We start from the raw sequence: 25,819 nt of genomic DNA, 5'->3' as shown, positions 1-25,819 counted from the left end.
TCGCCGTCTTCACGGCTAGGCTAAAAAGCTAACCAGCTAGGCAGTGCTTCTAACAACACTGATGAGCTTACGCTTGATTTTCACATAGGGAGATACCTTTATGCGCAAACCTGAACTCGCCGCCGCAATTGCTGAGAGCGCAGATCTATCCAAAGACAAAGCAGGCCAAGTCCTGAACGTTATTTTGGATGAAATTACTAACAGCGTTGCCAAAGGCGAAGATGTTGCTCTCATTGGTTTTGGAACGTTTACCGTGCGCCAGCGTGCCGCACGCACCGGCAAAAACCCACAAACTGGCGCGCCTCTTCAGATTCCTGCCAGCAAAAACGTTGCGTTCAAACCAGGCAAAGCCCTTAAGGACGCCGTTTCCTAATGAAACTCAAGCTGACGCTGTGGCTACTGAGCTTACTGCTCAAAAGAGCCCTGCGCCGCAAGCCGCGTTTTCGTGAACAACTTGAGCGAATGCGCGGCCTAGACTGGGGTGTAGCCACGGAAGACCTAAGCATTGCCCGGTATTATCGAATGTCGCCGAAAGGCATTGTTACCGGCAAAGGGCTACCCGTTGACCTAGACCTTGAGCTTCGTTTCCGCGATCAGGATGCTGCGTTGAAAATCCTTAAAAAGCCGACGCAACAAGCATTTCTGGACGGTATGGTCGCTGGAGAAGTTCGCCTAGTGGGCGACTCCGCCGATATGAATAAGCTGCAAAAGCTACTGAAAAATATGTAATAACTAACCCGCCACCTCAGGGTGGCGGGTTTCTTCGTGATTCCTCTTACTGCCACTCTTGTCTCCCGCTGTCTGGCTCTTGCTGACCAGCCCTTCGCAGACACAGCCCTTCGCAGACAAACCTCACGCTTGTTAGGCCTGCATTCAAATCAGCCATCAATGGAAACACGTTGAGCTATTGTTAAAAGACAAACGCACACACTTCCCTCTATACTACGCATTAAACTAAAGTCTAAAAAAGCGAGCCATTAGAGACTCTATGCCTATTTCATTGCCCCTGCGGCGTCTATGGACCCTAGATAAGTTTGCTTATAGCTTGCGCGTATTTATCGCGTTCAGCGGGGCACTGCTATTTAGCGGTTTTTCAGGTGATGTCGCGTTGGTGATTCCGCTGTTTTTGGGCATTATTGCAAGTGCGCTTTCTGAAACCGATGACAGCTGGCAGGGCCGATTACAGGCGCTGGTGGTCACACTTGCCTGTTTTGCATCAGCATCCTTTGTCGTGCAGTGGCTTTTTCCCTGGCCATGGCTATTTGCGGTTGGGCTAGCGGTGTCTACTTTCACCTTAATCATGCTGGGGGCTATTGGTCAGCGGTACGCGACCATTGCCTCGGGTACCTTAATCTTATCGATCTATTCAATGATCAACATTGAACAGCACGGTGGCGTGGATGAAGACGTGGCTGCTCGGCAGTTGCTATTGCTTGCTGGTGCCGCATGGTACGGGGTTATCTCGATTCTATGGTGCGGCTTTTTTTCGCGCCAGCCGGTTAAACAAAGCATGGCGCGGGTATATAAAGCGCTGGGTGAGTTTTTAATATTGAAGTCTGCACTGTTTGAGCCTGTCCGCGGGGTAGATCTAGAGGCGCGGCGCGTCGCTCTCGCCAGGCAAAACGGCAAGGTCGTCGATGCCCTTAACCAAGCGAAAGAGATGATTTTCCGCCGTTTGGAAGGGCAGCGTGGCAGCCGCAAGCTGAACCGCTACCTACAGATTTACTTTATCGCTCAAGATATTCACGAACGCGCAAGCTCAACTCACTACCCTTATAGCGCGCTCACCGAAGCGTTTTTTCACCATGACGTCCTGTTTCGTTGCCAGCGACTCCTAGACCAGCAAGGCCGCGCCTGCCGTCAGCTAGCCAAATCGCTGCTGCTTAACCGCCCCTTTGGTCATGAACAGAGCGAACAGGCGCTCGCCGATCTGCGCGCGTCTATCGACAACCTAAGCGAACGCGGTAAGCCGGAGTGGCGTCCGCTCATGCACCCGCTCAACGCGTTGGCCGATAATCTCACTACCTTGGAAGCGCAGATTGCCAGTGCCCACAATCCTGACACCGACGACGGCCATCATGATAGCTCACTTTACGACCGTTCCCCCTCTAGCGTGTTAGAAGCGTGGAAACGCATTCGGCTAAATTTGACGCTGGGTTCTCCTACGTTTCGTCATGCAGTGCGTTTGTCTACTGCGCTGTTAGTAGGCTATGGGCTGCTCCAGTGGCTCGACCCTGAGCAGGGTTTTTGGATTTTGCTGACCACACTATTCGTCTGCCGTCCAAACTTTGCCACCACACGACGTTTTCTCTCGCAACGCATCCTAGGCACAGTGCTTGGCCTCATTGCCGGCTGGGCATCCATTAGCCTGTTTCCCCAAGCCAGCATTCAAAGCATGATTGCGGTGGCAGCAGGCGTCTGCTTTTTTGCCAACCGCGAACGTCACTACATAATCGCCACCGCCTCGATCACACTGCTAGTACTGTGCAGCTTTAATCAGGTCGGCGATGGCTTTAATCTAATTTGGCCGCGCCTATTCGATACGCTGATTGGCTCGCTGATAGCAGGGCTCGCGGTATTTTTTATTCTGCCCGACTGGCAGGGGCGGAAACTATACCGAGAAGCCGCTAATGTGCTCACCAATCACCGCCGCTATTTGGATGAAATTGTTCACCAGTACGAAGAGGGAAAGCAGGACGATTTGGCTTACCGGTTAGCCCGCCGTAACGCTCATAATGCTGATGCAGCGCTCTCAACGCTGATCACCAACATGCTCCACGAGCCAGGTCACTACCGCAAACAAGACGCAGACAGCAGCCTACGTTTTCTAGTGCTGTCTAACACGCTGTTAAGCCATTTATCTGCCCTTGGTGCTCACCGCCATCGGTTAGCAGACGATGAAGACGACGCTGCCTTAGTGCCTCTTGCCAAGCGCATTAGCGAGCTGCTGGAACAACTGGCCGAACAGCTCAAAAAGCGCCAGCCCGTCACGCCTTTAGCTGATCAAGTTAACGACCTTCTCGCGCAGCTGGAGCAGAATGCCTCAGATTCTCTCGATAAAAAGAGCTCAAATGAAAACGAAAAAGCCATGTCCCTTTACCGCCCCATTCAAAGCCAACTACGCCTAATCGCCGCACAGCTAGGCCCCCTTGGTGACGCCGCCAACCGTTTAACTAACGCCCCGGTAGAGCATCACCGCGAAGCGAGCACCGCTGCTTAAACGTTGACTAACGCTTACACCTGCCCGTAGCGTCCGGCGGCTTCGCCTAGCCAACGCCGCACTAATACAGCCGTGACGTCCGCATTGCCTTGAAGGGCCTGGGCAAGGTCGGTAACCCGCTCTAGCTGGTCGGCGTCGCGCTCAAGATCAGCAATTTTCATTTGGGCAAGGCCGGTTTGGCGAGTGCCGAGGACTTCCCCTGGACCACGAATTTCCAGGTCTTTCTCGGCAATGCGGAAGCCGTCGGTGGTTTCGCGCATCACGCCCAGCCGTTCGCGCGAACTTTTCGATAACGGTGGGTGGTAAAGCAACACGCAGAAGCTTTCGGTGCTGCCGCGCCCTACCCGGCCGCGCAGCTGGTGCAGTTGTGAAAGCCCCAGGCGTTCCGGGTTTTCGATAATCATCAGGCTGGCATTCGGTACGTCCACACCCACTTCAATCACGGTGGTGGCCACGAGAAGGTCAAGCTCGCCCGTTTTGAAGGCCTCCATGATCTCAACTTTTTCGCTGGCCTTCATACGCCCATGAATCAGCCCAATGGCGAGCTCAGGCAGCGCCTGAGTCAGTTCATCGCGAGTGACTTCGGCGGCCTGGCACTGCAACACCTCAGACTCTTCAATCAGCGTGCACACCCAGTAAGCTTGGCGCCCATCGCTGCAGGCATTACGAATACGTTCAACCACTTCAGGCCGTCGTTCATCCGACACCACCACGGTTTTGACTGGCGTACGCCCTGGCGGCAGCTCATCAATCACCGAGACATCTAAATCGGCGTAAGCGCTCATGGCCAGCGTGCGGGGAATCGGCGTCGCGGTCATGATCAGTTGGTGTGGTGTTAGCCCACCGGCTTCGCCTTTCTCGCGCAGCGCCAAGCGCTGATGAACGCCAAAGCGGTGCTGCTCATCAATAATCGCCAGCCCTAAACACTGGAAGTGCACATCGTTCTGAAACAGCGCGTGAGTACCCACCACCATGCGAGCACGCCCATCGGCAATGGCGGCTTTAGCATCTAACCGCGTTTTACCTTTTAGCTTGCCCGCCAACCAAGCCACTTCGATGCCCAGCGGCTCAAACCAAGCCTTAAACGAGCGATAGTGCTGCTCAGCAAGGATTTCCGTTGGGGCCATCATGGCTGCCTGGCAATTACCCGCCAGCGCTGAAAGCGCTGCCATCGCCGCCACCACGGTCTTCCCCGAGCCAACGTCACCCTGCACGAGCCGTAGCATCGGCGCGGGGCGCGCAAGGTCGAGTGTAACCTCTTCCAGCACGCGACGCTGTGCGCCTGTCAGGGCAAACGGCAACTGGGCTAAAAAGCGGGTTTGCAGGCTACGGCCAGACGGCAGCGAGGGTGCTCCGTCTGCCTGAATACGTAACCGCACTTCGCGCAGGCTGAGCTGGTGAGCCAGCAACTCTTCTAGCGCTAGCCTGCGCGTGGCGGGATGATAGCCATGGGCAAGCTGCTCTATGTCTACATCCGGTGGCGGTTGATGCAGCAGTTGCAGGCTAGCGTGCAACCCAGGCAGGTTGAACCGCTGGCATAGTGCCTCTGGAATCACGTCCGGCAGCAACTCAGGAGAGCGTTTTAATAGCGCAAGTGCTTGCTGAGTTAGTGCGCGTAAACGGGTCTGATGCAGCCCTTCAGTGGTGGGGTAAATCGGCGTGAAATACTCCTCAACCGGTGTGTCGCTACCGCCGCTTAGCCGATACTCCGGGTGATAAATTTCCAGCCCTGTTGCCCCCGCGCGAGCTTCCCCGAACGCGCGGACCGTGACCCCTGGGCGCATTTGTTGCTGCTGGGCAGGCGAAAAATGGAAAAATCGCAGGCTTAAAATACCGCTGCCGTCACGCACTCGGACTAACAAACTACGCCTGCGTCCCTTCACAACGTCACACGCAGTGACTTCTCCCTCTATCACCGCCTCACTTCCCGCGCGCAGCAGGCCAATAGGCGTTACCCGTGTACGGTCTTGGTAGCGCAGCGGCAGATGAAATAGCAGGTCGCTGACACACGCGATGCCCAATCGCGCTAGCTTTAACGCAAGCGCCTCGCCAACTCCTTTTAGCGACGAAACCGGTGCAGAAAGGTCACTCATGAGGATGGGCTAGCATTATGCACAGGTTGTTGGCATTGGCTGATCGCCTTAGCGAGCGCATCAATCGCTTTTGGCCGAGGAAAGCTTGCCCGCCACGCAATGGCCACGGTACGCGAAGGCGCAGGCTCAACAAATGGGCGACTCACCAGCATGGCGTTTTCATACTGATCCGTTCCCAGCGCTGACTGTGGCAGTACCGTAATACCCAGTTTTGAAGCAACCATGTGACGAATGGTTTCTAACGAGCCACCTTCGGCAATCAGCGTATTATTGGGGCTGTTAAGCTTTTGCGTGATTGCCGGACAGGCTTCTAAAATTTGATCGCGAAAGCAGTGCCCTTCGCCAAGCAGCAACAACCGCTCTTCCAACAAATCTTCTTTACGAATCGCGTCACGGCTTACCCAGCGATGGCTAGCGGGCATCAATACTTCAAAATGCTCATCGTAAATCGGTTTGGTGACCACGTCGGTCTCTGTGAAAGGAAGGGCCACGATAATGACGTCCAGCTCGCCACTGCGCAGCTTCCCCCGCAACGAGCCGGTCATACCTTCTTCGATATATAGCGACATTTGCGGCGCGGCGCTTGCCAGTGCCGGCACCAAATGGGGAAATAAATACGGCCCTATCGTATAAATAGCGCCAATGCGCAGCGGATTAGCCAACTGATCTTTTCCAGCATTCGCCATTTCGTAGATAAGCCGGCTCTGTTCCAGCACCCGCTGGGCCTGGGCAACAATTTTCTCCCCCAACGGGGTTACTTGGACGGTTGATTTGGAACGCTCAAACAACGGCGTATCAAGCTCATCCTCAAGCTTTTTCACCGCCACCGAGAGTGTTGGCTGTGAAACATGGCAACGTTCAGCGGCGCGTCCGAAGTGGCGCTCTTGAGCAAGGGTTACGATATAGCGTAGTTCTGTTAAAGTCATAGTGGTGCCAGTGGCATCCTCTCGTTGCAGATCGTTACAGCTCGTTACATGTTATCGTGATAGCGAGATGGAAAGGGACAAACAAACCCTATTGAAGATGGCACATCTCATAGGGACTTTGTATCTGATAAGGAATATTAATCAAGAGGAGTGACCAAGGTGAAGCTAACGGTACTGATTATTGGCTGCGGCGATATCGGCATCACGCTCGGACGTGAGTTACTTAGTGAAGGACATCACGTTATCGGCGTACGCCGTCAGGTCGACGCATTAAAGGACACCGGCATTGAGCCGTTGGCGCTTGATCTTAACGATCTTGAAGGCGCTGATGCTAGCGCATTGCCTCACGCTGACTATGTTATTTATACCGTCAGTGCTGACCGTTTCGAGGAAAGTGCTTACCAAAGCGCCTATCCGGATGGCCTAAAGCGCGTACTTGGTGTGCTAGAACAGCATAAAACGCCACCGAAACGCGTCTTTTTTGTGTCGTCGACCAGCGTCTACGGCCAGCAGGAAGGCGAAGTCGTTAGCGAAGATAGCCCAACCGGATCAACCAGCTTTTCTGGAAAGCTGATGTGCGATGCCGAACAAGCGCTAATTAACCATTCAATTCCCGGCACAGTCGTGCGCTTTTCCGGTATTTATGGCCCTGGCCGCGATCGTTTGATTCATCAGGTGGCGGAAGGTCGTATTGCCGCTGTCACGCCGGTCAGCTATTCCAACCGTATTCACCGTGATGACTGCACCGGCATTTTAGCGCATTTAATTCGCTGCCAGGAAAAGGGCGACTCACTCGCCGACCTTTATCTAGGCAGCGACTGCGAGCCAGTCACCCTGCATAACGTGATGGCGTGGTTAGCTAAACAGCTCAAGGTTGAATCTACCGAGACCATGCAGTCGCCTCTGCGCCGTCGAACTAGCAAACGCTGCGATAATAGCCGTATCCGTGAAACGGGCTATGAGTTTCGCTACCCGACCTACAAAGAAGGCTACGCACAGGTATTAAAAGAAGGCGGTTTCTTAGCACCACAAAAAGCCTAACCGATTTGATACTAACGACCTTGGCGCTCTTTTTTTCGCACTAACTTAAAAGAGAGCGAGCACTTGAATAATAGAGTGCTCGCTTTTTTTATTGGAGACGTCAGGCACAGAGGCTTAGTCGCCGATAATCATCACGGCTTCCGCTTCTACTTGGCTGCCTTTAGGCAACGCCTTAACACCAACCGCCGCGCGGGCAGGGAAAGGTGATGAAAAGAACTCTTCCATCACCTTGTTCACGATCGCAAAGTTATCCAGATCAACAAGGTATAAGTTGAGCTTGACGATATCACCAAGCGTACCGGCCGCTTCTTCACAAACCGCCTGCAGATTGGTAAATACTTGGCGCGCTTGGGCCTCAAAGTCATCAGAGATAATTTCCATTGTCTCTGGGTTCAGCGGGATCTGCCCCGAAAGATACACTGTGTTGCCAGCCTTAATCGCTTGGGAATAAGGGCCGATTGCAGCGGGGGCTTTTTCAGTATTAATAACCGCTTTGTTGCTCATGAGATAGCACTCTCCTGTCGTAATTAACGTATTTTTAGACGTAAGTTATCGATATGGTGATAGCGTTAAACATTAATGCTTATGGCCCGCCATAGCAGTTGGTGCCAGCGCATGGCTAGCAGCAAACTAACGGGTGATTAATTGGTCATTCTGGTTATTTTGCCGACATTATGAAGGTTGCGAATGCGTTTAATAATGCTCGCAAGATGCACTCGGCCTTTTACTGATAAGGTTAAATTTACGATGGAAAGCCGAGCATCACGCTCTTCAATGCCAATACGCTCGATATTTGCATCAGCATCGGTCACCACGCCAGCCAGCTCAGCCACAAGCCCACGACGACTTTCAATTTCAATGCGCAGCGCGACCGGAAAATCTTCATTGATGTTATCCGACCACTCAAGTGCAAATAGCTTCTCTGGGTCGTTTTTACGATCGCCAAGGTTTTTGCATTCACTGCGATGTACTACCAGCCCTTTGCCAACTGACAAGTGGCCGACGATCGGGTCGCCCGGCAATGGATGACAACAACGGGCAAAATTAATCACCATGCCTTCACTGCCGCTGATAACGACTGCTTTTTCGCTATCCGCACTGAGCACACAGTCAGTATTTTCGCCATGGGCGACATCCACTAAGCGACGCGCCGCTACATGAGCCAAACGATTGCCCAAGCCAAGTGATTCTAGCAACGCATCTAGCGAACTAACGTCCAGCTCTTTAAATGCTCTAGCAAAAACGCTTTCATCCAGCTCTTCCAGGCTGGTTTCAAACGGCGCCAGCGCTTTATTCAACAGCCGCCGCCCAAAAATAACCGCTTCTGCCTGCTGCTGGTGCTTCAATGCATGACGTATCGCGGAGCGCGCTTTTGCCGTTGTTACGAAGTTGAGCCATGCCAAATTAGGCCGTGCCCCAGGGGCAGTAATGATTTCCAGCGTTTGACCACTCTCAAGGCGAGTCGAAAGCGGCGCTAGATGACGATCGATGCGGCAAGCGATGCAATTATTGCCGATATCGGTGTGTACGCTATAAGCAAAGTCGATCACCGTCGCGCCCTGAGGCAGCTCCATGATGTCGCCTTTGGGAGTAAAAACGTAAATATCGTCTGGAAAAAGATCGTTTTTGACGTGTTCAATAAATTCTAGCGAATCACCCGCATGGCGCTGCATTTCCAGCAACCCTTTTACCCAAGCTCGGGCGCGGGCATGGCTACCTTCCGCAATAGGATGCGTGGTTTGTCCTGCTTTATAGAGCCAGTGGGCAGCAATGCCGTTATTGGCCATCGCTTCCATCTCACGGGTACGAATCTGCACTTCAATCGGCATCCCGCCCCGGCCAAACAGGGTGGTGTGAAGACTTTGATAGCCGTTGGCTTTCGGGATAGCGATGTAGTCTTTAAACCGCCCTGGTACGGGCTTATAGAGATTATGCACTACGCCTAAGATGCGATAGCAGCTAGCGACATCTTCGGTAATGATGCGAAAACCGAAAACATCCATTATGTCTGCAAACGGCTTACGCTGGTCGCGCATCTTTTTATAAATCGACAGCAAGTGTTTCTGCCGACCGATCACGGTACCTTTAAGCCCTTCGTCATCCAGGCTCTGCTGTAGCGATGATTGAATTTCTCGCATCGCACTACGACGGTTACCCCTGGCGCTGGCTACCGCGCGCTTAATGCGTTCTGCCCGCATGGGATGAAGGGCTTGGAAAGAGAGGTCCTCCAGCTCAACGCGAATCGTATTGATGCCTAAACGCCCGGCAATGCGGGCATAGATTTCCAGTGTTTCTCGGGCAATACGACGTTTTTTATCTGGTCGTAGAGCACCCAGCGTGCGCATGTTATGCAGGCGGTCAGCCAACTTAACGATGATGACGCGGATATCCCGCGACATCGCCAACACCATTTTCTGGAAATTTTCTGCCTGGGCAACGGCTTTGTCTTCGAAGGTGATCTGGGTCAGTTTGGAAACACCATCAACCAATTCGGCGACAGGCTTACCAAACTGCGCCAACAACGCCTTTTTCGAAACACCTGTGTCTTCAAGGACATCATGCAGCATAGCGGCCATCAAACTTTGATGATCCATGTGCATATTAGCCAAGATATTAGCAACCGCTAACGGATGAGTCACATAGGGCTCGCCAGAACGACGGCGCTGGCCGTCGTGGGCTTGCTCAGCGTAATAAAAAGCGCGTTTGACCTGCTGGATCTCGTCTGGAGGTAAATAGCCGCCGAGTCGATCGGCCAGGTCATCAATGGTGAACATTTACCGCGCCCCTAGTCGCTACTAAGTCCAGTCTCTATCAAACCCTAGTCGTCGATATGCGTGGTAGGTGTCATCGCAGGACGCGCACGAACCGCAGCTTCAACCGGCTCATCTAACACGGTGTGGTTCACAAGGCCGGCGGCAATTTCACGCAGTGCCATAACGGTAGGTTTATCATTCTCCCAGGGCAGTTGCGCTTCACGGGAGCCGCGGGCAAGTTGGCGCGCACGATGAGTAGAAATCATTACCAGCTTGAAGCGGTTCTCAACATGTTCCAGACAATCTTCAACGGTTACGCGAGCCATGGGGGCCTTCCTATAATGACGACGCTGGGCCAGCGTTGTGGTTAAACGCGACTGGCCCAGCAAAAAAAGTGGTAATGGAACCTGCTAGATTACTCGACGCTAGGCGCCTGTGACAAGAGCGCATCGAGCAGCGGCGCATGACGCACCTGCATCGACTCGCGTGTTAAGCGGCGACTGATCACTAACGACTGCAACGCTTGCAGTGCGGTGGTGAAATCATCATTGATGACTAAATAGTCATACTCATCAAAATGAGACATCTCGCTGACCGCATCGCGCATACGCCGAGCAATCACGGCGTGCTCATCTGTTCCTCGGCTAGAAAGACGACGCTCTAACTCGCTGCGCGAGGGCGGCAGGATAAAAATCGACACCGCCGAAGGCATTTGTTCGCGTACTTGCTGAGCACCTTGCCAGTCGATCTCTAAAATGACGTCCTGCCCTGCGTCCAGCACGGTTTGCGCTGCACAGCGAGACGTACCGTAGTAATTATCAAAGACCTTGGCATGCTCAAAGAACTCACCGTGCTCTATCATCGCTTCAAAGTCGGCTATGTTCGTAAAATGGTAGTTCACGCCATTCACTTCTCCCTCGCGCCTAGCTCGCGTGGTGTGCGATACCGATACTTGAATGCCATCCAGGTTCTCGATCAGCTCACGAACCAAACTGGTTTTACCAGCACCCGACGGGGCAGAAATAATAAAAAGCGTACCCTGGGACATGAAGCGCTTCCCTAATTAGCAAAAGATAAATAGCGAAATAATAGTCAACGAAAGATCGTAAGCGAGGATAAACAAAGCAACGGCAATGCATTGTAATGTTCATCAAGTATGGTGCAAAAATATGCGCGCAGTATCGCACACCTGTGCTATGGACTGTAGCGTTTCGGGACGGTAGCGTTTCAGCGCGCTCACAAGGAGGTCGTTATGCGCAGTACGATCATTATTTTGTGCTTAATTGCCCTGGGAGTAGCGTTCCAAAAAGGGCTGATTGAGATTCCCCGTCATTGGGCGCCCTGGGCGCCGCTTTATATCGATGACCCACTAACGCCCATCACCCACCTCAAGCTCAAACGTCTAAACAATGACCGGGAAGCCTGCTTAGCTGCACTAGACACCGTGCCAGACAACGAGCTTCACTACACGCCGTTGGCCGATTATTCCCCAGCCGCTAGCTGCCCTCTTACTAATATTGTGCGTATGCAGTCTAGTAGCGTTCGTTTTAATCAAAGCTTTGTGGCGACCTGCCCGATGGCGCTGGCCTGGGTAATGTATGAACGCCACGCCCTGCAGCCTGCCGCCCAGGAGATCATGGGTAGCCGTGTGGCCCAGGTTAATCATGTTGGTAGCTTTGCCTGCCGTAATGTCTATGGCCGCGAAACAGGTAGGCGCAGTGAACATGCCACCGCTGAAGCACTGGATGTGGTGGGGTTTCAGTTTGAAAATGGCCAGCGTATTACACTGATCAATCACTGGGATAACGAAGGCGAAACGGGTGAGTTTCTAAGAGCGGCTAGGGATGGTGCCTGCGGCACCTTTGGCAACGTGTTGGGGCCAGACTACAACGCCGCGCATGCTGATCATTTTCACTTAGGTATGCGCGGTTTTAGGCTTTGTCGCTAAATCTAGTGTCAGTGGTAACCCTCGGCAGGCCGGAAAGTACGCTTTTCAAGCCAGCGCCCCCAAGCAAAAATTACCAGCCCGCAAAGAGCTAAACCGGTACCGACTAACCCCGTGCTCGACCAGCTGAAGCCTGCGCTAATCACCAGCCCCGCTAGCCACGCCCCCAATCCATTGGCGCCATTAAAGGCCGCATGGTTAAGCGAAGCGGCCATGGTTTGAGCATCGTCTGCCACATCCATTAAACGGGTTTGCAGCGCAGGTGCTAGCGCCATACTCGTCCCGACTAACCCGACAAATAGCAGTCCCGTCCAAACGTTGTTGGCAGCAAAATAAAATAACCCCTGAATCACCGCGCACCACACCAAGATAGCGGGAATCGCACGCATTAGATTGTTGTCCGCTGCTCGGCCGCCAATTAAATTGCCAGCGATAGAACCAAGCCCAAAGATCACCAGCACTAGCGGCCCCAGTGCTTCACTCATACCCGCCTGCTGAGTAAGCGTGGGCATCACATAACTAAAAATTGAGAACATCCCGCCACAGCCAATGCAGGCAATGGCCACCGTCACTAGCACACGCTGCTTTATCAATGCCGACAACTCACGCAACGGGCTTGCTAAGGCATCAAACGGCTGCACAGGTACCCAAAGACGAATCAGTAACGCCGTCAACAACGCAATAATGCCTACCGCTGCAAAGGCAACTTGCCAGCCAAACAAATTGCCTGTCCACGTGCCTAACGGCGCGCCAACCAAGATTGCCAACGTTAAGCCCATCATTACTCGTGAAATAGCCCGTGCCCGCTGATCGACCGGCACGGCTCCCGCAGCCACCAAAGCGGCGATGCCAAAATAAGCCCCATGAGGCAAACCAGCGAGAAAACGCAGCCCTACAAATGACCAGAACCCCGGTGCCATCGCACTGGCAATATTACCAACGGCAAACACCAGCATCAGTACAATGAGCAACGCCCGCTTAGGCGCCCGCGCCGCAAAGGCTGAAATCAACGGCGCACCGACCACCACACCAAGGGCATAGCTGCTGATGGCATAGCCTACCTGAGGCACCGTGACGGCAAGATCCTCCGCAACACGGTTCATTAACCCCATGATGACGAATTCACTGGTGCCAATACCAAACCCACCTAACGCCAACGCGACTTCTGCCAACCGCGGGTTACGTGCCAATCCCGATGACGCCGCCTGCATATACGTTGCTCCCTGGGCGCACTCAACGCCTATTATCAAAACGGTCTTGTATAGCGGCAAATGATCGCAGGATTAGACAAAAGTAGAAATATTCACCAGCAAAAAAGTTAGCGGGCGAAAGAGATGACGCCTAGAAGCGACACCGCTAATGTCCTAACTTTGTTAATGTGTTTTTAAATTGTTAAACAGGCGAGACGTTCATGACACCAGAGACTATCGAGCACGCCATGGAGGCACTCGCTAAGGCCGACCCGGATATTGCCCGTGCCTACCCACTCGTGGGTGCCCCTGCACCACGCCAACGCGACCAAGGCTTCGCAACGTTTTTTAGTACGATTGTGAGCCAGCAGATTTCAACCGAAGCAGCCCGCGCTATTATGCGCCGTGTGAAAGCAGTGCTACCTGAATTGCATGCGGAAGCAGTGATAGGCGTTGAAGGCCAAGCGCTGCGTGATGCAGGGCTTTCCTGGCGTAAAGTTGAGTATGCCAAAGGGCTAGCGGAAGCAGAGCTTGCAGGCACATTCAGCGCCGATGGACTGGCCATGCTAAGTGATGACGAGGCCATTACCGCCATCACTCAACTGCGCGGCTTTGGCCGCTGGAGCGCCGAAATTTACCTAATGTTTTCACTCCAACGACCCGATATATTCCCCGCCGATGACCTTGCCTTACGTGTGGCGCTTGGCCGCTTAAAAAAGCGGGAAGACAAACCCACGCCTAAACAGGCTCGCCAGCTAGTCGAACACTGGGCGCCCTGGCGCAGCGTGGGATCGCTATTTTTATGGCACTACTACCGTGGTGAACCGCTTTAAGGAGCGACCTTACCCGCCAGATCATCGTCATGATCAGAAGGCGATGGCGGTGCTATAAGCGCCTCAGGCTGAGCGATAAAGCGGTAAGCCAATGCCCCTAACGCCGCGCCAATCATTGGCGCCACCCAAAACAGCCACAGCTGCGCCGTCGCCCAATCGCCCACATACAAAGCAACGCCCGTACTGCGCGCGGGGTTTACCGAAGTATTGGTAACCGGAATGCTAATTAGGTGAATAAGCGTTAGACCCAAACCAATGGCCAACGGCGCAAAGCCCGCCGGCGCACGACCATCGGTTGCCCCCATAATGATAAAAATAAACATCATGGTCATCACGACTTCAACCAGTAGCGCCGCCGTCAAGCTGTAACCGCCGGGCGAATGCTCGCCATACCCATTAGAAGCAAACCCAGCCGACACCTCAAACCCTGCCTGGCCACTTGCAATGAGATACAACACGCCACCAGCAATAATCGCCCCCAGCACTTGCGCGCCAATGTAATAAGGCAACTCTTTAGCAGGAAAGCGCCCACCCACCCAAAGCCCCACGGATACCGCTGGGTTTAAATGGCAGCCCGAAATATGCCCAATCGCATACGCCATGGTAACAACCGTTAAACCAAAGGCCAGCGACACCCCTAATAGGCCAATGCCTACGTCCGGAAAAGCCGCTGCCAATACCGCACTGCCACAGCCACCCAGCACTAACCAAAACGTACCAATCAACTCCGCTGCGTACTTTTTCACTTTTTTCTCCTTAGTGCCCGCACACCACTGGGAACACTGCGCGAACCAAACTAATTATGATTAACAGCACTTATTAATCATGCGTGTTACTCATGCCGGTTAACCACACTGATTAATCGCACTAATCAATCGTTACGCAGTAATGAGTGCACTCAAATGCACCTTATATTTTTCATTAAGTAGCAATTATAAATGGCCACCACCACTGCATTGTTAAATCTCGTTACAAACAATCAGCGTAAAAAACGATGCCTAATTATCTACAACAAGTTTCGCGACCTTATATATAAAATTAAACAACCGAGCAACTAAACATTACCGAAAACTTTAAATTAAACATTAATAAACAATCTGACAATCGCATCGATAATAAATCGGTGCAAAAGGTAAAAAATTGAAAAATAGATATTTAAACAAGGGGGTTTTTAAAAGAGGAAATTGCAACGAGCAAATAATCGTCTAGTTAGTAAAAAACAACTAGCTTGAAAGAACCAAGATCTGCTTTTAAGGAAGCAGCCCAATAATCCGCCGGCTAACGGCTCAATCTGCCGACTATCTGAAACGAATTGCCTGTTGGGCGCACGACGATCATTTCGCCAGAACTGACTCCTCCGCCTGTTAGCGCTGTAATATTGACCTGATGGGACACCAGCAATAAATTGCCTGGGCCCTGCCAAGCAGCAATCAGCTCACGCGCCGTTCGCGTCTGTGCATCCCGCTCACTGCGCTGGCGAAAAAACGAATCTAACCATGGGGCCGGTTCCACATGGCCCAAGTCCATTAGCTCAGCGGTATCCAACGCCCGACACCAGCGAGACGAGTACACGTCAGCAACGGGCACATTCCGCTCACGAAACAACCGGCCAATCGCCTCTGCTTGAGCACGCCCCTGAGCTGAAAGATTGCGCTGAGTGCCGCACAGAGAGAGCTCAAACCCCGCCGGATCGCCGATGCCAGGTGCCAACGCATGGCGCATCAAAATCACCAAGCCACCCTCCTGCAGCGCCTGCCAGGTTGATTCATCTGCCTGGGCACTGGTGGGTAGCATGCCAAGAATGCCGACGAAAAGCGTGAAAGTGAGAGTGCGTAAGGTGGGCATGAAGACATCCTTTTTCATCAGCGAGCATGTAAAGCAGTCAATTTATCAATTCGAGACACGCTGCGCCTTAAATTGAAAGGGTCACCCAGTGATTGAACCAAGCATGGCGAGAGAACAAAGGGGCTGTTGCTGGCAACATAAAGTTATTCGTTAACGCCAACCCCTCACAAGTAGACTTAGCAAAACACGCTCTATTTAATTAGTATGGGCCTTTATGTAGCAGCAGCGACAAAGCCAAATTGCCAAGACGTGGAGAGTAAATGTAATGACATCACCCAATCCTCCCAGCAACTTTGGCTTTTTGGCAGAGCATGATGCGCTATTTGTCGAGCTGACCGCAGCCGCCGAGCGTGCCTTTTTCAGCGACCCCAACATCACTCTGATCAAACTGCGCCAGCTAGGCGAAGCCTTGGCCCAGCATCTGGCGGCCCTTGCCGGTATCGCGTTTGACGACCAGACCACCCAGTCCGAGCTGCTCTACCGCCTGAACCGTGAATTACGTCTGGAACCGCAGATCAAGGAGCTGTTTCATATTCTGCGTATTGAGGGCAACAAGGCCACTCACCAGTTCCGCACCCAGCATAAAGAGGCCATGAGTGGCCTCAGGGTCGCCCGCGCCCTGGCCATCTGGTTTCATGCCTCCTTCGGTAAAGCCGGTAACGACTTCAAATCCGGCCCGTTTATCCCGCCCACTGACCCCAGCGCCGGGTTAATTCAGCTGCAAAGCGATATCGAAAAGCTTCGTCACGATCTGCAGCAGGCCAACAAGGAACTGGACAGTAGCCAGCAGCTCAGCCAGCTGATCGAAAAAGAAAAAGCGGAATACGAAGCCCTGGCCGTCGCCATGGATGAGGAATCCCGCACCCTGGCCGAACAGGCCCGCCAGCACGAACAGACACTCACACAGCAGCAACAGGCCTACGAGCAGAAAATCAACACCCTGCAACAAAAGCTCGCCGAGCAGGGCGAACAAAACGTTAGCCAACAGCGCCAGCAGGTGGCCAGAAAAACCCAGGCCGCCACGGAGACCCTGGTACTGAGCGAAGAAGTCACGCGTATCCTGATTGACCAGCAGTTGCAGAAAGCCGGTTGGGAAGCCGATAGCCAGGACATCACCTTCCAGAAAGGCGCCCGCCCGGAAAAAGGCAGCAACCGGGCAATTGCCGAATGGCCAACAAACCATAATGGCGGCTCTTCACAAAAGAAAGAAAAGGGCCGGGCCGATTACGTGCTATTTGCAGGATTAACGCCGATTGCCGTGGTAGAAGCCAAGAAAGAAAACACCAACGTGGCGGGCAAAATCCGCCAGGCCGAACGCTACAGCAAAGGCTTCAAGGTGGAAGTACCGCTTGTCGGCGCTTGGGAATTGATGGGCCGCACCATCGCCTGGCCTGCCGATGACGACAGCCACTACATGGTGCCTTTTGTGTACTCCTGCAACGGGCGCCCCCACATTCCCCAGCTGGCGGAAACCTCCGGCACCTGGTTCCGGGATGTGCGCGACCCAAGCCACCTGAGCCGAGACTTGCAGACGTTCCACAGCCCCAGTGGCCTGCTGGACATGCTCCAGCGCGACAGGGAAAGCGCCGAGCAGCGCCTAAAGGCGGAGCCCTTCGGCTACCTGAAACTGCGCGACTATCAGCAGAAAGCCATTATCGCCACCGAAGAGGCGATGGCCCGTAACGTGCGCACGGCGCTTTTAGCCATGGCTACCGGCACCGGCAAGACCCGCACCATCATCGGCCTGATGTACCGTTTTCTGAAAGCCGAACGCTTCCAGCGCATTCTGTTTCTGGTCGACCGCACCGCCCTCGGCCAGCAAGCCATTGATGCTTTTGATGAAGCCCCGCTGGAACAGAACCACAGCCTGAGCAAAATTTACAACGTGGCGGAGTTGGGCGACATGGCCGCCGAAGCGGAAACCCGCGTGCAGGTTGCCACGGTGCAGGCCATGGTCAAACGCATCTTCATGAGCGAAGACCCGCCACCGATCGACCAGTTCGACTGCATTATCATTGACGAGGCTCACCGGGGTTACACCCTCGACCAGGAAATGACCGAAGGCGAACTGGCCACCCGCGACGCCCGCCAGTACCTTTCCAGTTACCGCCGGGTGCTGGATTACTTCGACGCGGTAAAAATCGGCCTCACCGCCACCCCAGCCAGACACACCAGCGAGATTTTCGGCAAACCGGTGTACACCTACGCCTACCGCGAAGCCGTCGCGGACGACTGGTTGATCGACCACGAGCCGCCCATCCGCTATGAAACCCTGCTTACCCAGAACGGCATCACCTTTGAGAAAGGCAAGCCGGTAGACGTCATCAACACCCGCACCGGCGAAGTGGACACCACTGAGCTTGAAGACGAGCTCAACTTCGAAGTAGATGCCTTTAACCGCCGGGTGATCAACGAAAACTTCAACCGGGTGATCTGCGAGCAGCTGGTTCAGGAACTCGACCCCTTTGGCGATGAAAAGACCCTGATCTTCTGCGCCACCGACCTTCACGCGGATATGGTCAAACGCCTGCTGGATACCGCCTTCAAGGCGCTCTACAACGGCCAATACAACGAGGCCGCCGTGGCCAAGATCACCGGCCAGAGCGACAAGGTGAGCCAGCTGATCCGGCGCTACAAGAACGAGCGCTACCCCAACATTGCCATCACCGTGGACCTGCTCACCACCGGCATCGACGTACCGAGTATCTGCCATCTGGTGTTCATGCGCCGAGTACGTTCACGCATCCTGTACGAACAGATGATCGGCCGCGCCACCCGCCGCTGTGATGACATCGGCAAGACGGTGTTCCGCATCTACGACCCGGTGGATATCTACGCCGCCCTGCAGGATGTCAACACCATGAAGCCCCTGGTGAGAGACCCCAACATCACCCTAGAACAACTGGCCGGTGAGCTGACCGACGACGAACAGTTGGAAAAAGCGCTGGCCAGCCCCGGCGAACAGGCCGATGAAAGCCAAGCCGATGTGGTACTCAGCCAGCTCAGCCAGAAAATCATGCGGGTATTGCGCAAGGCAGATAGCAAAGCCGAAAGCCGCCCGAAGCTGAAACAGAAACTCGATGAACTAGAGCAGAGCTGGGGCGTGGCGCCGAAAACCCTGCACAGCCACCTGCACCAGCTTGGCCCGCGCCAGGCCTCAGCTTTCATCAAGCAGCACAGCGGCCTGTTGAACCAGCTGGCCGAGGTGAAATCCCTGGTGGGCAGCGACCACCTGCCGATCATTTCCGAGCATGAAGACGAAATCCGCGAGCGCACCCAGAGCTATGGCAAGCATGCCAAACCGGAAGACTACCTGGACGCGTTCAACCGCTTTATCAAGGAACAGCTCAACCAGTCTGCCGCGCTGGCGGTGGTGGTCAACAAACCCCGCAACCTCACCCGGGAACAGCTGCGGGAAATAAAACTGCTGCTGGATAACCACGGATATTCCGAAGCCCGCCTGCAAAGCGCCCTGCGCAACCAGACTAACCAGGACATCGCCGCCAGCATCATCGGCTATATCCGCCGCGCCGCCCTGGGTGAAGCGCTGATCCCCTTCGAACAACGCGTGGCCAACGCCATGGACCGCATTCTCAACCAGCACAACTGGACCCCCAACCAGCGCAAATGGCTGGAGCGCCTGGCCAAGCAACTGGTGCATGAAGTGATCATCGACCGGGAATTCGTCAACCAGCGCTTTGCCGATGACGGCGGCGCCAAACAGATGGACAAGGTGCTCGGTGAGCAACTGGATACCGTGCTGGAGGAATTGAACGAGGCAATGTGGCCTAACGCTGGTTAACTCATGCTTGATGGAAGAGGCGTAAAAGCGCACAATCAACAAAATTACGTTGATTTGGCATCCATATGATAAAAAATCTGAGTTTCAGCAATTTTTACAGCTTTGCCGATGAAACTATTATTGATTTCAGCTTAGGCAAGAAACCTACGCCTTCAGGTTATGACATCACCATTGATGGCGAGCGCTTTAATAAAGCCATTGCTATCGTAGGCGCAAACGGTTCGGGCAAAACCCAATTTTTAAAACCGCTGGCTTTTCTGAGCTGGTTTGTCGGCCAATCCTTCCTCAAAGGCGACCCGGAAGAGGACATTCCCTTTGCAGCACATCTTCTCCATGCCGACTCCCCAAGCCATTTTGAGCTTGAGTTTATGCTGGGTGGCGTCGACTATCGTTACCAATTGGAACTGATGCCTCAAGCGGTCATTTCCGAAGCGCTCTATAAAAAAACGAGTGCCCAATACAGCTATATGTTCAAGCGCGAAAAAACCCAGCAAGGGTATCGCTTTAAACAAAAAGGCTTTCCTTTCCCCAAAGCCCAGGCCGAGAAGCTCCGTGGCAATACGTCACTGATCAGCGCTGCACACAGCTACGATATCGCTGAAGCAAAGCCGTTTATCGATTTTTTTGACCGTATTGAGACCAATGTTGTAAGTACTGGACGCCGCCATTTTCAGCACGGAGAGGTGGTGGGGGCCGCAGCAAAGTTTCAGAAAGCACCCGATTTGCTAAAGCGCATGTCAGACGCCATGAGTACGTTTGATCTCGGGTTAAGCAGTGTTGAAATACGCAAGCTAACAGTGCGAGATGAAGCAGGTAAGGAAGAGGATGTGTTTGTTCCTTTTGGTTTGCATATAACGAATGATGGCCAAACGTTTGAACTACCCTTCTTTGAGGAGTCCAGCGGCACTCAGTCTGCGTTCGTGCTGCTTCAGCCTATTTTGAACGCCCTACAAAAAGGCGGCGTGGCGGTAATTGATGAAATCGACAACGACCTGCACCCACACCTGATCCCGCATCTACTGGAATGGTTTGAATTTGACCATACCAACCCGCATCAGGCGCAGCTGATCTTCACCTGTCATACCCCTGAGGTACTGAACCTGCTGCAGAAACATCAGATATACCTGATCGAAAAGCGCAACCAACAGAGTGAAGCCTGGCGCCTGGACGATATGGCAGGCCTTCGAGCCGATGATAACCTTTACGCCAAATATATGGCGGGAGCGCTTGGCGCCACGCCGGAGCTGTGACGCCTATGGCCAGAAAACGCCCTCAACGCAGCCACAAACGCCAAGCCAAAAAAACCACCCTCTTGATTGTGGGAGAAGGCGCCGACGATCAAGCCTTTATCAAGCATATGCAGCAGCAGCTTCTGCAAAGACACAGCGGCATCAAACCGACGATTGAGAAACAGTCGGGTGGGTCACCAGGCAATATCATCGATAACGCGACACGAAAGTACGCCCACCAGGGGTTTGATCAGCGCTTTATCGTGCTGGATGCTGATATACCACCTTCACAGCAGGAGCGGGATAAAGCGCGCAAAAATGGCTACAGCCTTATTTTCTGGGCCCCGACCTGCCTTGAAGGTGCGTTACTAGACGTTCTTGGAGAAGGCGTGAACGCCCATGAAACCGCTCAGCAGCTAAAAAGTCGTTTACACCCTCGATTAAACGGCACCCACACTTGCCCGGTAGCCTACGCAGCGCTGTTTCCCAAAACGGTTATCGAAGAAACCACCAATGAATCAGTGGTCGCTGTAAAAAGAGCACTGGTTCAGGAAAATGCATGAAACGGACATGCGCTATGTCGATTTTTTGGGCCTTTTCGACATAGGTCAGCTGACATGTATAGAAAATCGGCTTTTCTATACATGTTGCCCACAACGTGCAAATATTTTGCCATTTTTATACATGTAGCGCCGCTCCTTGAACGCGCTTAAAAAAACACCGGAATCTCATGACCCACAACGATATTGTCCAGAAACTCTGGAACCTGTGCGACGTGCTGCGCGACGACGGCATCAACTACTCGGATTACGTCACCGAGCTTGTCATGCTGCTGTTTATCAAGATGGTGCATGAGAACACCGAAGCCGGCACCCTGAAAAAGCACCCGTTGCCAGAGGGCTGCCGCTGGAGCGACCTGAACGGTAAATCCGGCATCAACCTGCTGGATGACTACAAGCGCATCCTGCTGAGCCTTTCCAGTGGCCGCGACGGCACGGGCCGCCTGATTCACAGCGACCCGCTGATCAGCGCCATCTACGCCGATGCCCAGACCCGCTTGCGCGAACCGCGCCACCTGGAACAGATGATCAAGACGCTGGATCAGATCGACTGGTTCAGCGCCCAGCAGGATGGCCTGGGGGATCTCTACGAAGGCCTGCTGGAAAAAAACGCCAACGAAACCAAATCCGGCGCGGGGCAATATTTCACCCCACGCGCCTTGATCAACACCATGGTCAACTGCCTGAAGCCGCAACCCGGCGAGCGCATTCAGGACCCATCAGCGGGCACGGCAGGCTTTCTGATTGCCGCCCACGAGTACATTAAGGCCCACACCGATGACTTGTACGACCTGACCAGCGAGCAGAAAACCTTTCAGGCCACCCGCGCCTACGTGGGCATTGAACTGGTGCCCGGCACCCGCCGCCTGGCGCTGATGAACTGCCTGCTGCATGGCATGGAAGGCGACGACGAAGGCGTGGTGCACCTGGGCAACGCTTTGGGCCAGGCCGGTGCCGGGCTGGAAAAGGCCGATATGATTCTCGCCAACCCACCCTTCGGCACCAGCAAGGGCGGCGATGCCAGCATCACCCGCGACGACCTGACCTATAGAACCAGCAACAAGCAGCTGGCCTTTCTGCAGCATATTTACCGCAACCTGAAACCCGGTGGCCGCGCCGCCGTGGTGCTGCCGGATAACGTGCTGTTTGAAGCGGGTGTAGGCACCGAGGTACGCCGCGACCTGATGGACAAGTGCAACCTGCACACTATCCTGCGCCTGCCCACCGGCATTTTTTACGCCCAGGGCGTGAAAACCAATGTGTTGTTTTTTAACAAGGGCAGCGCGGCAGATAACTATCAGGAAGAGCACTGCACGGAAAATGTCTGGGTGTATGACCTGCGCACCAATATGCCAAGCTTCGGCAAACGCACGCCCTTTGGCGAGACGCACCTGAAGCCGTTTGAAGCAGTGTTTGGCGAAAGCCCCCATGGCGACAGCCCGCGCCAGGAAGGCGAGTACAGTTTCGCCGTGCAGGACGCACAAGTGTCGCGAGAGCCAGGGACGGCGGAAGCGACCCACTCCGACAAGATCGAACTGCCGGAAGCCACCAAAGCCACGGATGAAAACCAGGGCGTGGACGAACGCTGCTCGACCGCCAGGGATGGCGGAAGTGCCGAGAATGCAGGAGCAATTCTCGGCCACAGCCGCTGGCGCTGTTTTAGCCGAGAATGGATTCGCGACACCAAGGGCGATTCGCTGGATATCAGCTGGCTAAAAGACAGCAACAGCGTGGATGCCGCCAACCTGCCCGCGCCAGATATTCTGGCAGGCGAAGCCATGGGCGAACTGGTACAGGCGCTGGGCGAACTGGATGCCCTGATGCGGGAATTGGGTGCTGAAGAAGAAGCTGATGGGGCCAAGGTGCTTTTGCGGGAAGTGATGGGTGGGGAAGAGTAATGGATACCAAACTTCCCCATGCATGGCTTCCCGCTCTACTGAATGATGTAAGCGAGATTGTCACAGGAAAAACGCCTAGCACCAAAAACCCTCACAACTTCGGTGGCGGAGTTCCGTTTATCAAACCAGCTGATTTGGACAAGGGCCAATACATCACCCAGACTGTCGAAACACTAACTGACTTGGGAGCGACTTCAGTTCCAACCGTTCCCGCAAACTCGATTCCTGTTACATGTATTGGGAATTTAGGAAAGGTCGGAATTACCAAACAAATTAGTGCAACAAACCAGCAAATAAACACAGTAGTGCCCTCTTCTCTGGTCGACTACCGTTTTTTTTATTACCAACTGAAAACTTTGAAGCCATGGATGCAGGAGAACGCATCTGCTACGACAGTGACCATCATCAATAAAGCCAAGTTTTCGAAAGCGCCAGTTCTACTTCCCCCCTTCGCCGAACAAAAAGTCATCGTCGATAAACTCGATACCCTGTTGGCTCAGGTGGAAACCACCCAAGCCCGCCTTGAGCGCATCCCGCAAATCCTTAAACGCTTCCGCCAATCCGTGCTGGCAGCGGCGGTGAGTGGCAAGTTGATGGAGGACTTTCAAGCATTCAAAAGCAATTCATTTACTGAATCATATTTACCCAATCGCTGGCAAAGCTTTCAGCTGAGTGAACTATCTGACTTTATAACCAGCGGATCTAGAGGATGGGCAAAGTATTATTCTGATTCAGGGTCATTATTCATCCGATCCCAAGATATCAATACTGATGAGCTAGAGCTTAACTCTCCCTGCTTTGTCACACCTCCAGAGAACAAGGAAGGAAAACGCACCAAAGTTCAAAAAAACGACTTACTTCTGACAATTACAGGAGCCAATGTCACAAAGTGCGCGCGTGTAAAAGTAGATCTCAGCGACGCATATGTTAGTCAACATGTTGGACTTATCCGCCTTTCTGATGCATCAATGGCCCCTTTCATTGAACTTATACTCAAAGCACCAAACTCTGGAAGATATCAGCTTCAAAAAGCAGCCTACGGTGGAGGAAAACCAGGCCTTAATCTTCAAAATATTAAAGACGTTCACTGGGCTCTCCCTGAACCATCGGAAGCTGAAGCTATCGTCCGCCGCGTAAACGAGCTCTTCGCCCACGCTGACCATATCGAGCAGCAGGTCAATAACGCCCTCGCCCGCGTTAACAACCTCACCCAATCGATACTGGCCAAGGCCTTCCACGGCGAGCTGACCGAGCAATGGCGCAAGGACAACCCCGAACTGATCAGCGGCGAAAATTCTGCCGAGGCCCTGCTGGAACGCATCAAGGCTGAACGGGCGGCGAAAGCGCCTGTAAAACGTACAAGGAAGAAGGCAACGGCATGACGCAGGCAGAGACCATCACCCCTTCGGCTCAGCAGTGGCTTCGTTATTGGCGTAACTCGTTGGCGGATGCTGAAAGCGGCCGCGGGGCGCTGACCGTTTTACGTTGGCTGACGTTGCGGAACAGGATCGCTTCTTGAGTAAGGCTAAACCGAAGACCTGGTCAGAGAGCGAAGCGCAAACGCTGCTCGAGAAAAGCGAACAAGAAGAACACCAGTCACGATGGAAGACGTATTACGACATATCGCGTCAATTGTTTGACGAGTTGTGCCCAAAAGAGTTGCTCAAAACGGCGTTCGTGAATGCGGATGAAGCACGAATCGTCAAGGTTGATGATACAGGCGAAGAAACGTATTCACCCATAAAGAGCTTCCCAGTGGATATCCAGCTCAGGCACCACATCAAGCGCTAATGCACTTTCGATATGCGCTAGGTGGTGAAGCATAAGATGAATAGCCGCTTCTTGATCCTGCCGTGCGATGGCCTCAACGATCTGATTATGTTCATCATCTGGGCAGGCTGGGGTGTGGGGCGAATCGTAGAGCGCAATGATCAAGCAGGTCAGCGGACACAGTTCGGCCATCAGTTTTTCAATAAATTTATTGCCACTGACCTCTGCTAACAGCATATGAAACTGCCCAGAAAGGCGGATTATTCTGCGTCGGTCTCCTTCCTTGCGGGCATCCGCCTCGGCAACTAAATGTTGACGCAACCGCGCCAGGTCATGTTCACAGGCGCGGGCGATAACATTACGTACAATTTCAGGTTCAACAAGCCTCCGAGTAGCGAATAAATCCCGTGCTTGAGCAGCACTTGGGCGGGTCACAAAGGCGCCTCGATTCGCATGCAGAGTTACCAGCCCTTCTTTAGCGAGCAGGGTAAGGGCTTGACGAATCTTGGTACGACTTACACCAAAAGCGCTTGCCAACTTCTCCTCAACCAACTTAATTCCGGGTGGCAACCGATGCTCCATCACTGCATCAGTAATTCGCTCGGCTATCTGCTCTATAGCTAGTTTGGTAGTGGGGGCGGCGTCCATGGGTTCCTTTTCCTGTCGAAAGCTATGTTCAGTATGCCGTAAAGGCAAGGTCGTCTGTAGTGCTGT

At 53.5% G+C, this 25,819-nt stretch carries 23 protein-coding genes; 13 read left to right on the top strand and 10 right to left on the bottom strand.

Features of this window, described 5'->3' with window-relative positions:
* Positions 1 to 100: 100 nt before the first annotated feature.
* The 3 genes from ELY33_RS10270 (at position 101) to yccS (ending at position 3,220) form a co-directional block, all read left to right on the top strand.
* On the top strand, positions 101 to 373 hold the full coding sequence (locus ELY33_RS10270) for an HU family DNA-binding protein (protein ID WP_009723279.1): 273 nt from the start codon (positions 101 to 103) through the stop codon (positions 371 to 373).
* Positions 373 to 729, top strand: coding sequence for a hypothetical protein (locus ELY33_RS10265; protein ID WP_126947664.1), 357 nt, complete (start codon positions 373 to 375; stop codon positions 727 to 729). The genes ELY33_RS10270 and ELY33_RS10265 overlap by 1 nt, the downstream gene beginning before the upstream one ends.
* Positions 730 to 988: 259 nt before the next feature.
* Complete coding sequence (gene yccS / locus ELY33_RS10260; protein WP_126947661.1) at positions 989 to 3,220, top strand: YccS family putative transporter; 2,232 nt, start codon at positions 989 to 991, stop codon at positions 3,218 to 3,220.
* A 14-nt stretch (positions 3,221 to 3,234) separates the two neighbouring features.
* Here the strand turns inward: yccS and recG are convergent, their stop codons facing one another.
* Both recG and ELY33_RS10250 read right to left on the bottom strand, forming a co-directional pair.
* Entirely contained in the window at positions 3,235 to 5,313 is a 2,079-nt protein-coding gene (gene recG / locus ELY33_RS10255; protein WP_126947658.1) for an ATP-dependent DNA helicase RecG, read from the bottom strand.
* The gene (locus ELY33_RS10250) at positions 5,310 to 6,239 is read right to left on the bottom strand and encodes a hydrogen peroxide-inducible genes activator (RefSeq protein WP_126947655.1); all 930 of its coding nucleotides are present in this window, start codon (positions 6,237 to 6,239) and stop codon (positions 5,310 to 5,312) included. The genes recG and ELY33_RS10250 overlap by 4 nt, the downstream gene beginning before the upstream one ends.
* Before the next feature lie 159 nt (positions 6,240 to 6,398).
* Here ELY33_RS10250 and ELY33_RS10245 point away from each other — a divergent pair, with 159 nt between their 5' ends.
* Positions 6,399 to 7,280: an SDR family oxidoreductase gene (locus tag ELY33_RS10245; protein WP_126947652.1), complete on the top strand. Its 882-nt coding sequence runs from the start codon at positions 6,399 to 6,401 to the stop codon at positions 7,278 to 7,280.
* Positions 7,281 to 7,394: 114 nt separating this feature from the next.
* Here the strand turns inward: ELY33_RS10245 and ELY33_RS10240 are convergent, their stop codons facing one another.
* The 4 genes from ELY33_RS10240 to gmk form a co-directional block, all read right to left on the bottom strand.
* On the bottom strand, positions 7,395 to 7,784 hold the full coding sequence (locus ELY33_RS10240; RefSeq protein WP_126947649.1) for a RidA family protein: 390 nt from the start codon (positions 7,782 to 7,784) through the stop codon (positions 7,395 to 7,397).
* Positions 7,785 to 7,921: 137 nt separating this feature from the next.
* Complete coding sequence (locus tag ELY33_RS10235) at positions 7,922 to 10,054, bottom strand: RelA/SpoT family protein (protein ID WP_126947646.1); 2,133 nt, start codon at positions 10,052 to 10,054, stop codon at positions 7,922 to 7,924.
* Positions 10,055 to 10,098: 44 nt separating this feature from the next.
* Positions 10,099 to 10,359, bottom strand: coding sequence for a DNA-directed RNA polymerase subunit omega (rpoZ, locus tag ELY33_RS10230; protein ID WP_126947642.1), 261 nt, complete (start codon positions 10,357 to 10,359; stop codon positions 10,099 to 10,101).
* Positions 10,360 to 10,448: 89 nt separating this feature from the next.
* Positions 10,449 to 11,081, bottom strand: coding sequence for a guanylate kinase (gene gmk / locus ELY33_RS10225; RefSeq protein WP_126947639.1), 633 nt, complete (start codon positions 11,079 to 11,081; stop codon positions 10,449 to 10,451).
* A 204-nt stretch (positions 11,082 to 11,285) separates the two neighbouring features.
* Between gmk and ELY33_RS10220 the strand changes: the two genes are divergently transcribed.
* Positions 11,286 to 11,981, top strand: a complete 696-nt coding sequence (locus ELY33_RS10220; RefSeq protein ID WP_126947636.1) for an extensin-like domain-containing protein — start codon at positions 11,286 to 11,288, stop codon at positions 11,979 to 11,981.
* Between the two features lie 8 nt (positions 11,982 to 11,989).
* Here ELY33_RS10220 and ELY33_RS10215 read toward each other — a convergent pair whose 3' ends face one another.
* The gene (locus tag ELY33_RS10215; protein ID WP_126947633.1) at positions 11,990 to 13,189 is read right to left on the bottom strand and encodes an MFS transporter; all 1,200 of its coding nucleotides are present in this window, start codon (positions 13,187 to 13,189) and stop codon (positions 11,990 to 11,992) included.
* A gap of 200 nt (positions 13,190 to 13,389) precedes the next feature.
* Between ELY33_RS10215 and ELY33_RS10210 the strand changes: the two genes are divergently transcribed.
* A complete protein-coding gene (locus ELY33_RS10210) occupies positions 13,390 to 14,001 on the top strand; it encodes a DNA-3-methyladenine glycosylase family protein (protein ID WP_126947631.1) in 612 nt (203 codons plus the stop codon).
* On the opposite strand, the gene aqpZ is transcribed toward ELY33_RS10210, so the two are convergent.
* Positions 13,998 to 14,747 (bottom strand): aquaporin Z, encoded by a 750-nt coding sequence (aqpZ, locus tag ELY33_RS10205; RefSeq protein ID WP_126947628.1) that lies wholly within the window; start codon positions 14,745 to 14,747, stop codon positions 13,998 to 14,000. The genes ELY33_RS10210 and aqpZ overlap by 4 nt on opposite strands.
* Positions 14,748 to 15,279: 532 nt before the next feature.
* The gene (locus ELY33_RS10200; protein WP_126947625.1) at positions 15,280 to 15,846 is read right to left on the bottom strand and encodes a histidine phosphatase family protein; all 567 of its coding nucleotides are present in this window, start codon (positions 15,844 to 15,846) and stop codon (positions 15,280 to 15,282) included.
* 265 nt (positions 15,847 to 16,111) lie between these two features.
* Here ELY33_RS10200 and hsdR point away from each other — a divergent pair, with 265 nt between their 5' ends.
* From hsdR to ELY33_RS10170, 7 genes are all read left to right on the top strand, one after another.
* Positions 16,112 to 19,648 (top strand): type I restriction-modification system endonuclease, encoded by a 3,537-nt coding sequence (gene hsdR / locus ELY33_RS10195; protein ID WP_126947623.1) that lies wholly within the window; start codon positions 16,112 to 16,114, stop codon positions 19,646 to 19,648.
* Positions 19,649 to 19,713: 65 nt separating this feature from the next.
* On the top strand, positions 19,714 to 20,898 hold the full coding sequence (locus ELY33_RS10190; protein ID WP_126947621.1) for an AAA family ATPase: 1,185 nt from the start codon (positions 19,714 to 19,716) through the stop codon (positions 20,896 to 20,898).
* A 5-nt stretch (positions 20,899 to 20,903) separates the two neighbouring features.
* A complete protein-coding gene (locus ELY33_RS10185) occupies positions 20,904 to 21,440 on the top strand; it encodes a hypothetical protein (RefSeq protein ID WP_126947619.1) in 537 nt (178 codons plus the stop codon).
* A 167-nt stretch (positions 21,441 to 21,607) separates the two neighbouring features.
* Positions 21,608 to 23,335, top strand: a complete 1,728-nt coding sequence (locus tag ELY33_RS10180) for a class I SAM-dependent DNA methyltransferase (RefSeq protein ID WP_126947617.1) — start codon at positions 21,608 to 21,610, stop codon at positions 23,333 to 23,335.
* Complete coding sequence (locus ELY33_RS10175) at positions 23,335 to 24,717, top strand: restriction endonuclease subunit S (protein ID WP_126947615.1); 1,383 nt, start codon at positions 23,335 to 23,337, stop codon at positions 24,715 to 24,717. Before ELY33_RS10180 ends, ELY33_RS10175 begins: the two co-directional genes overlap by 1 nt.
* A complete protein-coding gene (locus ELY33_RS17870) occupies positions 24,714 to 24,854 on the top strand; it encodes a hypothetical protein (RefSeq protein ID WP_167470075.1) in 141 nt (46 codons plus the stop codon). Before ELY33_RS10175 ends, ELY33_RS17870 begins: the two co-directional genes overlap by 4 nt.
* The gene (locus ELY33_RS10170) at positions 24,851 to 25,126 is read left to right on the top strand and encodes a hypothetical protein (protein ID WP_126947613.1); all 276 of its coding nucleotides are present in this window, start codon (positions 24,851 to 24,853) and stop codon (positions 25,124 to 25,126) included. The genes ELY33_RS17870 and ELY33_RS10170 overlap by 4 nt, the downstream gene beginning before the upstream one ends.
* Here ELY33_RS10170 and ELY33_RS10165 read toward each other — a convergent pair.
* Positions 25,070 to 25,753, bottom strand: coding sequence for a GntR family transcriptional regulator (locus tag ELY33_RS10165; RefSeq protein ID WP_126947611.1), 684 nt, complete (start codon positions 25,751 to 25,753; stop codon positions 25,070 to 25,072). The two genes, ELY33_RS10170 and ELY33_RS10165, sit on opposite strands and share 57 nt — an antisense overlap.
* Positions 25,754 to 25,819: the final 66 nt, after the last annotated feature.

It is taken from the genome of Vreelandella andesensis (genome assembly GCF_003989795.1).
Classification (GTDB): domain Bacteria; phylum Pseudomonadota; class Gammaproteobacteria; order Pseudomonadales; family Halomonadaceae; genus Vreelandella; species Vreelandella andesensis.
This window is presented reverse-complemented; position numbering and strand designations above follow the sequence as displayed.

Bases quoted from the DNA above. Each gene is read 5' to 3' on its own strand.
- ELY33_RS10250 (WP_126947655.1), bottom strand. From the start codon at position 6,239: ATGACTTTAACAGAACTACGCTATATCGTAACCCTTGCTCAAGAGCGC.
- ELY33_RS10185 (WP_126947619.1), top strand. From the start codon at position 20,904: ATGGCCAGAAAACGCCCTCAACGCAGCCACAAACGCCAAGCCAAAAAA.
- ELY33_RS10270 (WP_009723279.1), top strand. From the start codon at position 101: ATGCGCAAACCTGAACTCGCCGCCGCAATTGCTGAGAGCGCAGATCTA.
- ELY33_RS10175 (WP_126947615.1), top strand. From the start codon at position 23,335: ATGGATACCAAACTTCCCCATGCATGGCTTCCCGCTCTACTGAATGAT.
- ELY33_RS10180 (WP_126947617.1), top strand. From the start codon at position 21,608: ATGACCCACAACGATATTGTCCAGAAACTCTGGAACCTGTGCGACGTG.
- ELY33_RS10200 (WP_126947625.1), bottom strand. From the start codon at position 15,846: ATGCCCACCTTACGCACTCTCACTTTCACGCTTTTCGTCGGCATTCTT.
- ELY33_RS10240 (WP_126947649.1), bottom strand. From the start codon at position 7,784: ATGAGCAACAAAGCGGTTATTAATACTGAAAAAGCCCCCGCTGCAATC.
- recG (WP_126947658.1), bottom strand. From the start codon at position 5,313: ATGAGTGACCTTTCTGCACCGGTTTCGTCGCTAAAAGGAGTTGGCGAG.
- ELY33_RS10215 (WP_126947633.1), bottom strand. From the start codon at position 13,189: ATGCAGGCGGCGTCATCGGGATTGGCACGTAACCCGCGGTTGGCAGAA.
- ELY33_RS10210 (WP_126947631.1), top strand. From the start codon at position 13,390: ATGACACCAGAGACTATCGAGCACGCCATGGAGGCACTCGCTAAGGCC.
- ELY33_RS10190 (WP_126947621.1), top strand. From the start codon at position 19,714: ATGATAAAAAATCTGAGTTTCAGCAATTTTTACAGCTTTGCCGATGAA.
- ELY33_RS17870 (WP_167470075.1), top strand. From the start codon at position 24,714: ATGACGCAGGCAGAGACCATCACCCCTTCGGCTCAGCAGTGGCTTCGT.
- ELY33_RS10165 (WP_126947611.1), bottom strand. From the start codon at position 25,753: ATGGACGCCGCCCCCACTACCAAACTAGCTATAGAGCAGATAGCCGAG.
- ELY33_RS10235 (WP_126947646.1), bottom strand. From the start codon at position 10,054: ATGTTCACCATTGATGACCTGGCCGATCGACTCGGCGGCTATTTACCT.
- rpoZ (WP_126947642.1), bottom strand. From the start codon at position 10,359: ATGGCTCGCGTAACCGTTGAAGATTGTCTGGAACATGTTGAGAACCGC.
- ELY33_RS10265 (WP_126947664.1), top strand. From the start codon at position 373: ATGAAACTCAAGCTGACGCTGTGGCTACTGAGCTTACTGCTCAAAAGA.
- gmk (WP_126947639.1), bottom strand. From the start codon at position 11,081: ATGTCCCAGGGTACGCTTTTTATTATTTCTGCCCCGTCGGGTGCTGGT.
- ELY33_RS10220 (WP_126947636.1), top strand. From the start codon at position 11,286: ATGCGCAGTACGATCATTATTTTGTGCTTAATTGCCCTGGGAGTAGCG.
- yccS (WP_126947661.1), top strand. From the start codon at position 989: ATGCCTATTTCATTGCCCCTGCGGCGTCTATGGACCCTAGATAAGTTT.
- hsdR (WP_126947623.1), top strand. From the start codon at position 16,112: ATGACATCACCCAATCCTCCCAGCAACTTTGGCTTTTTGGCAGAGCAT.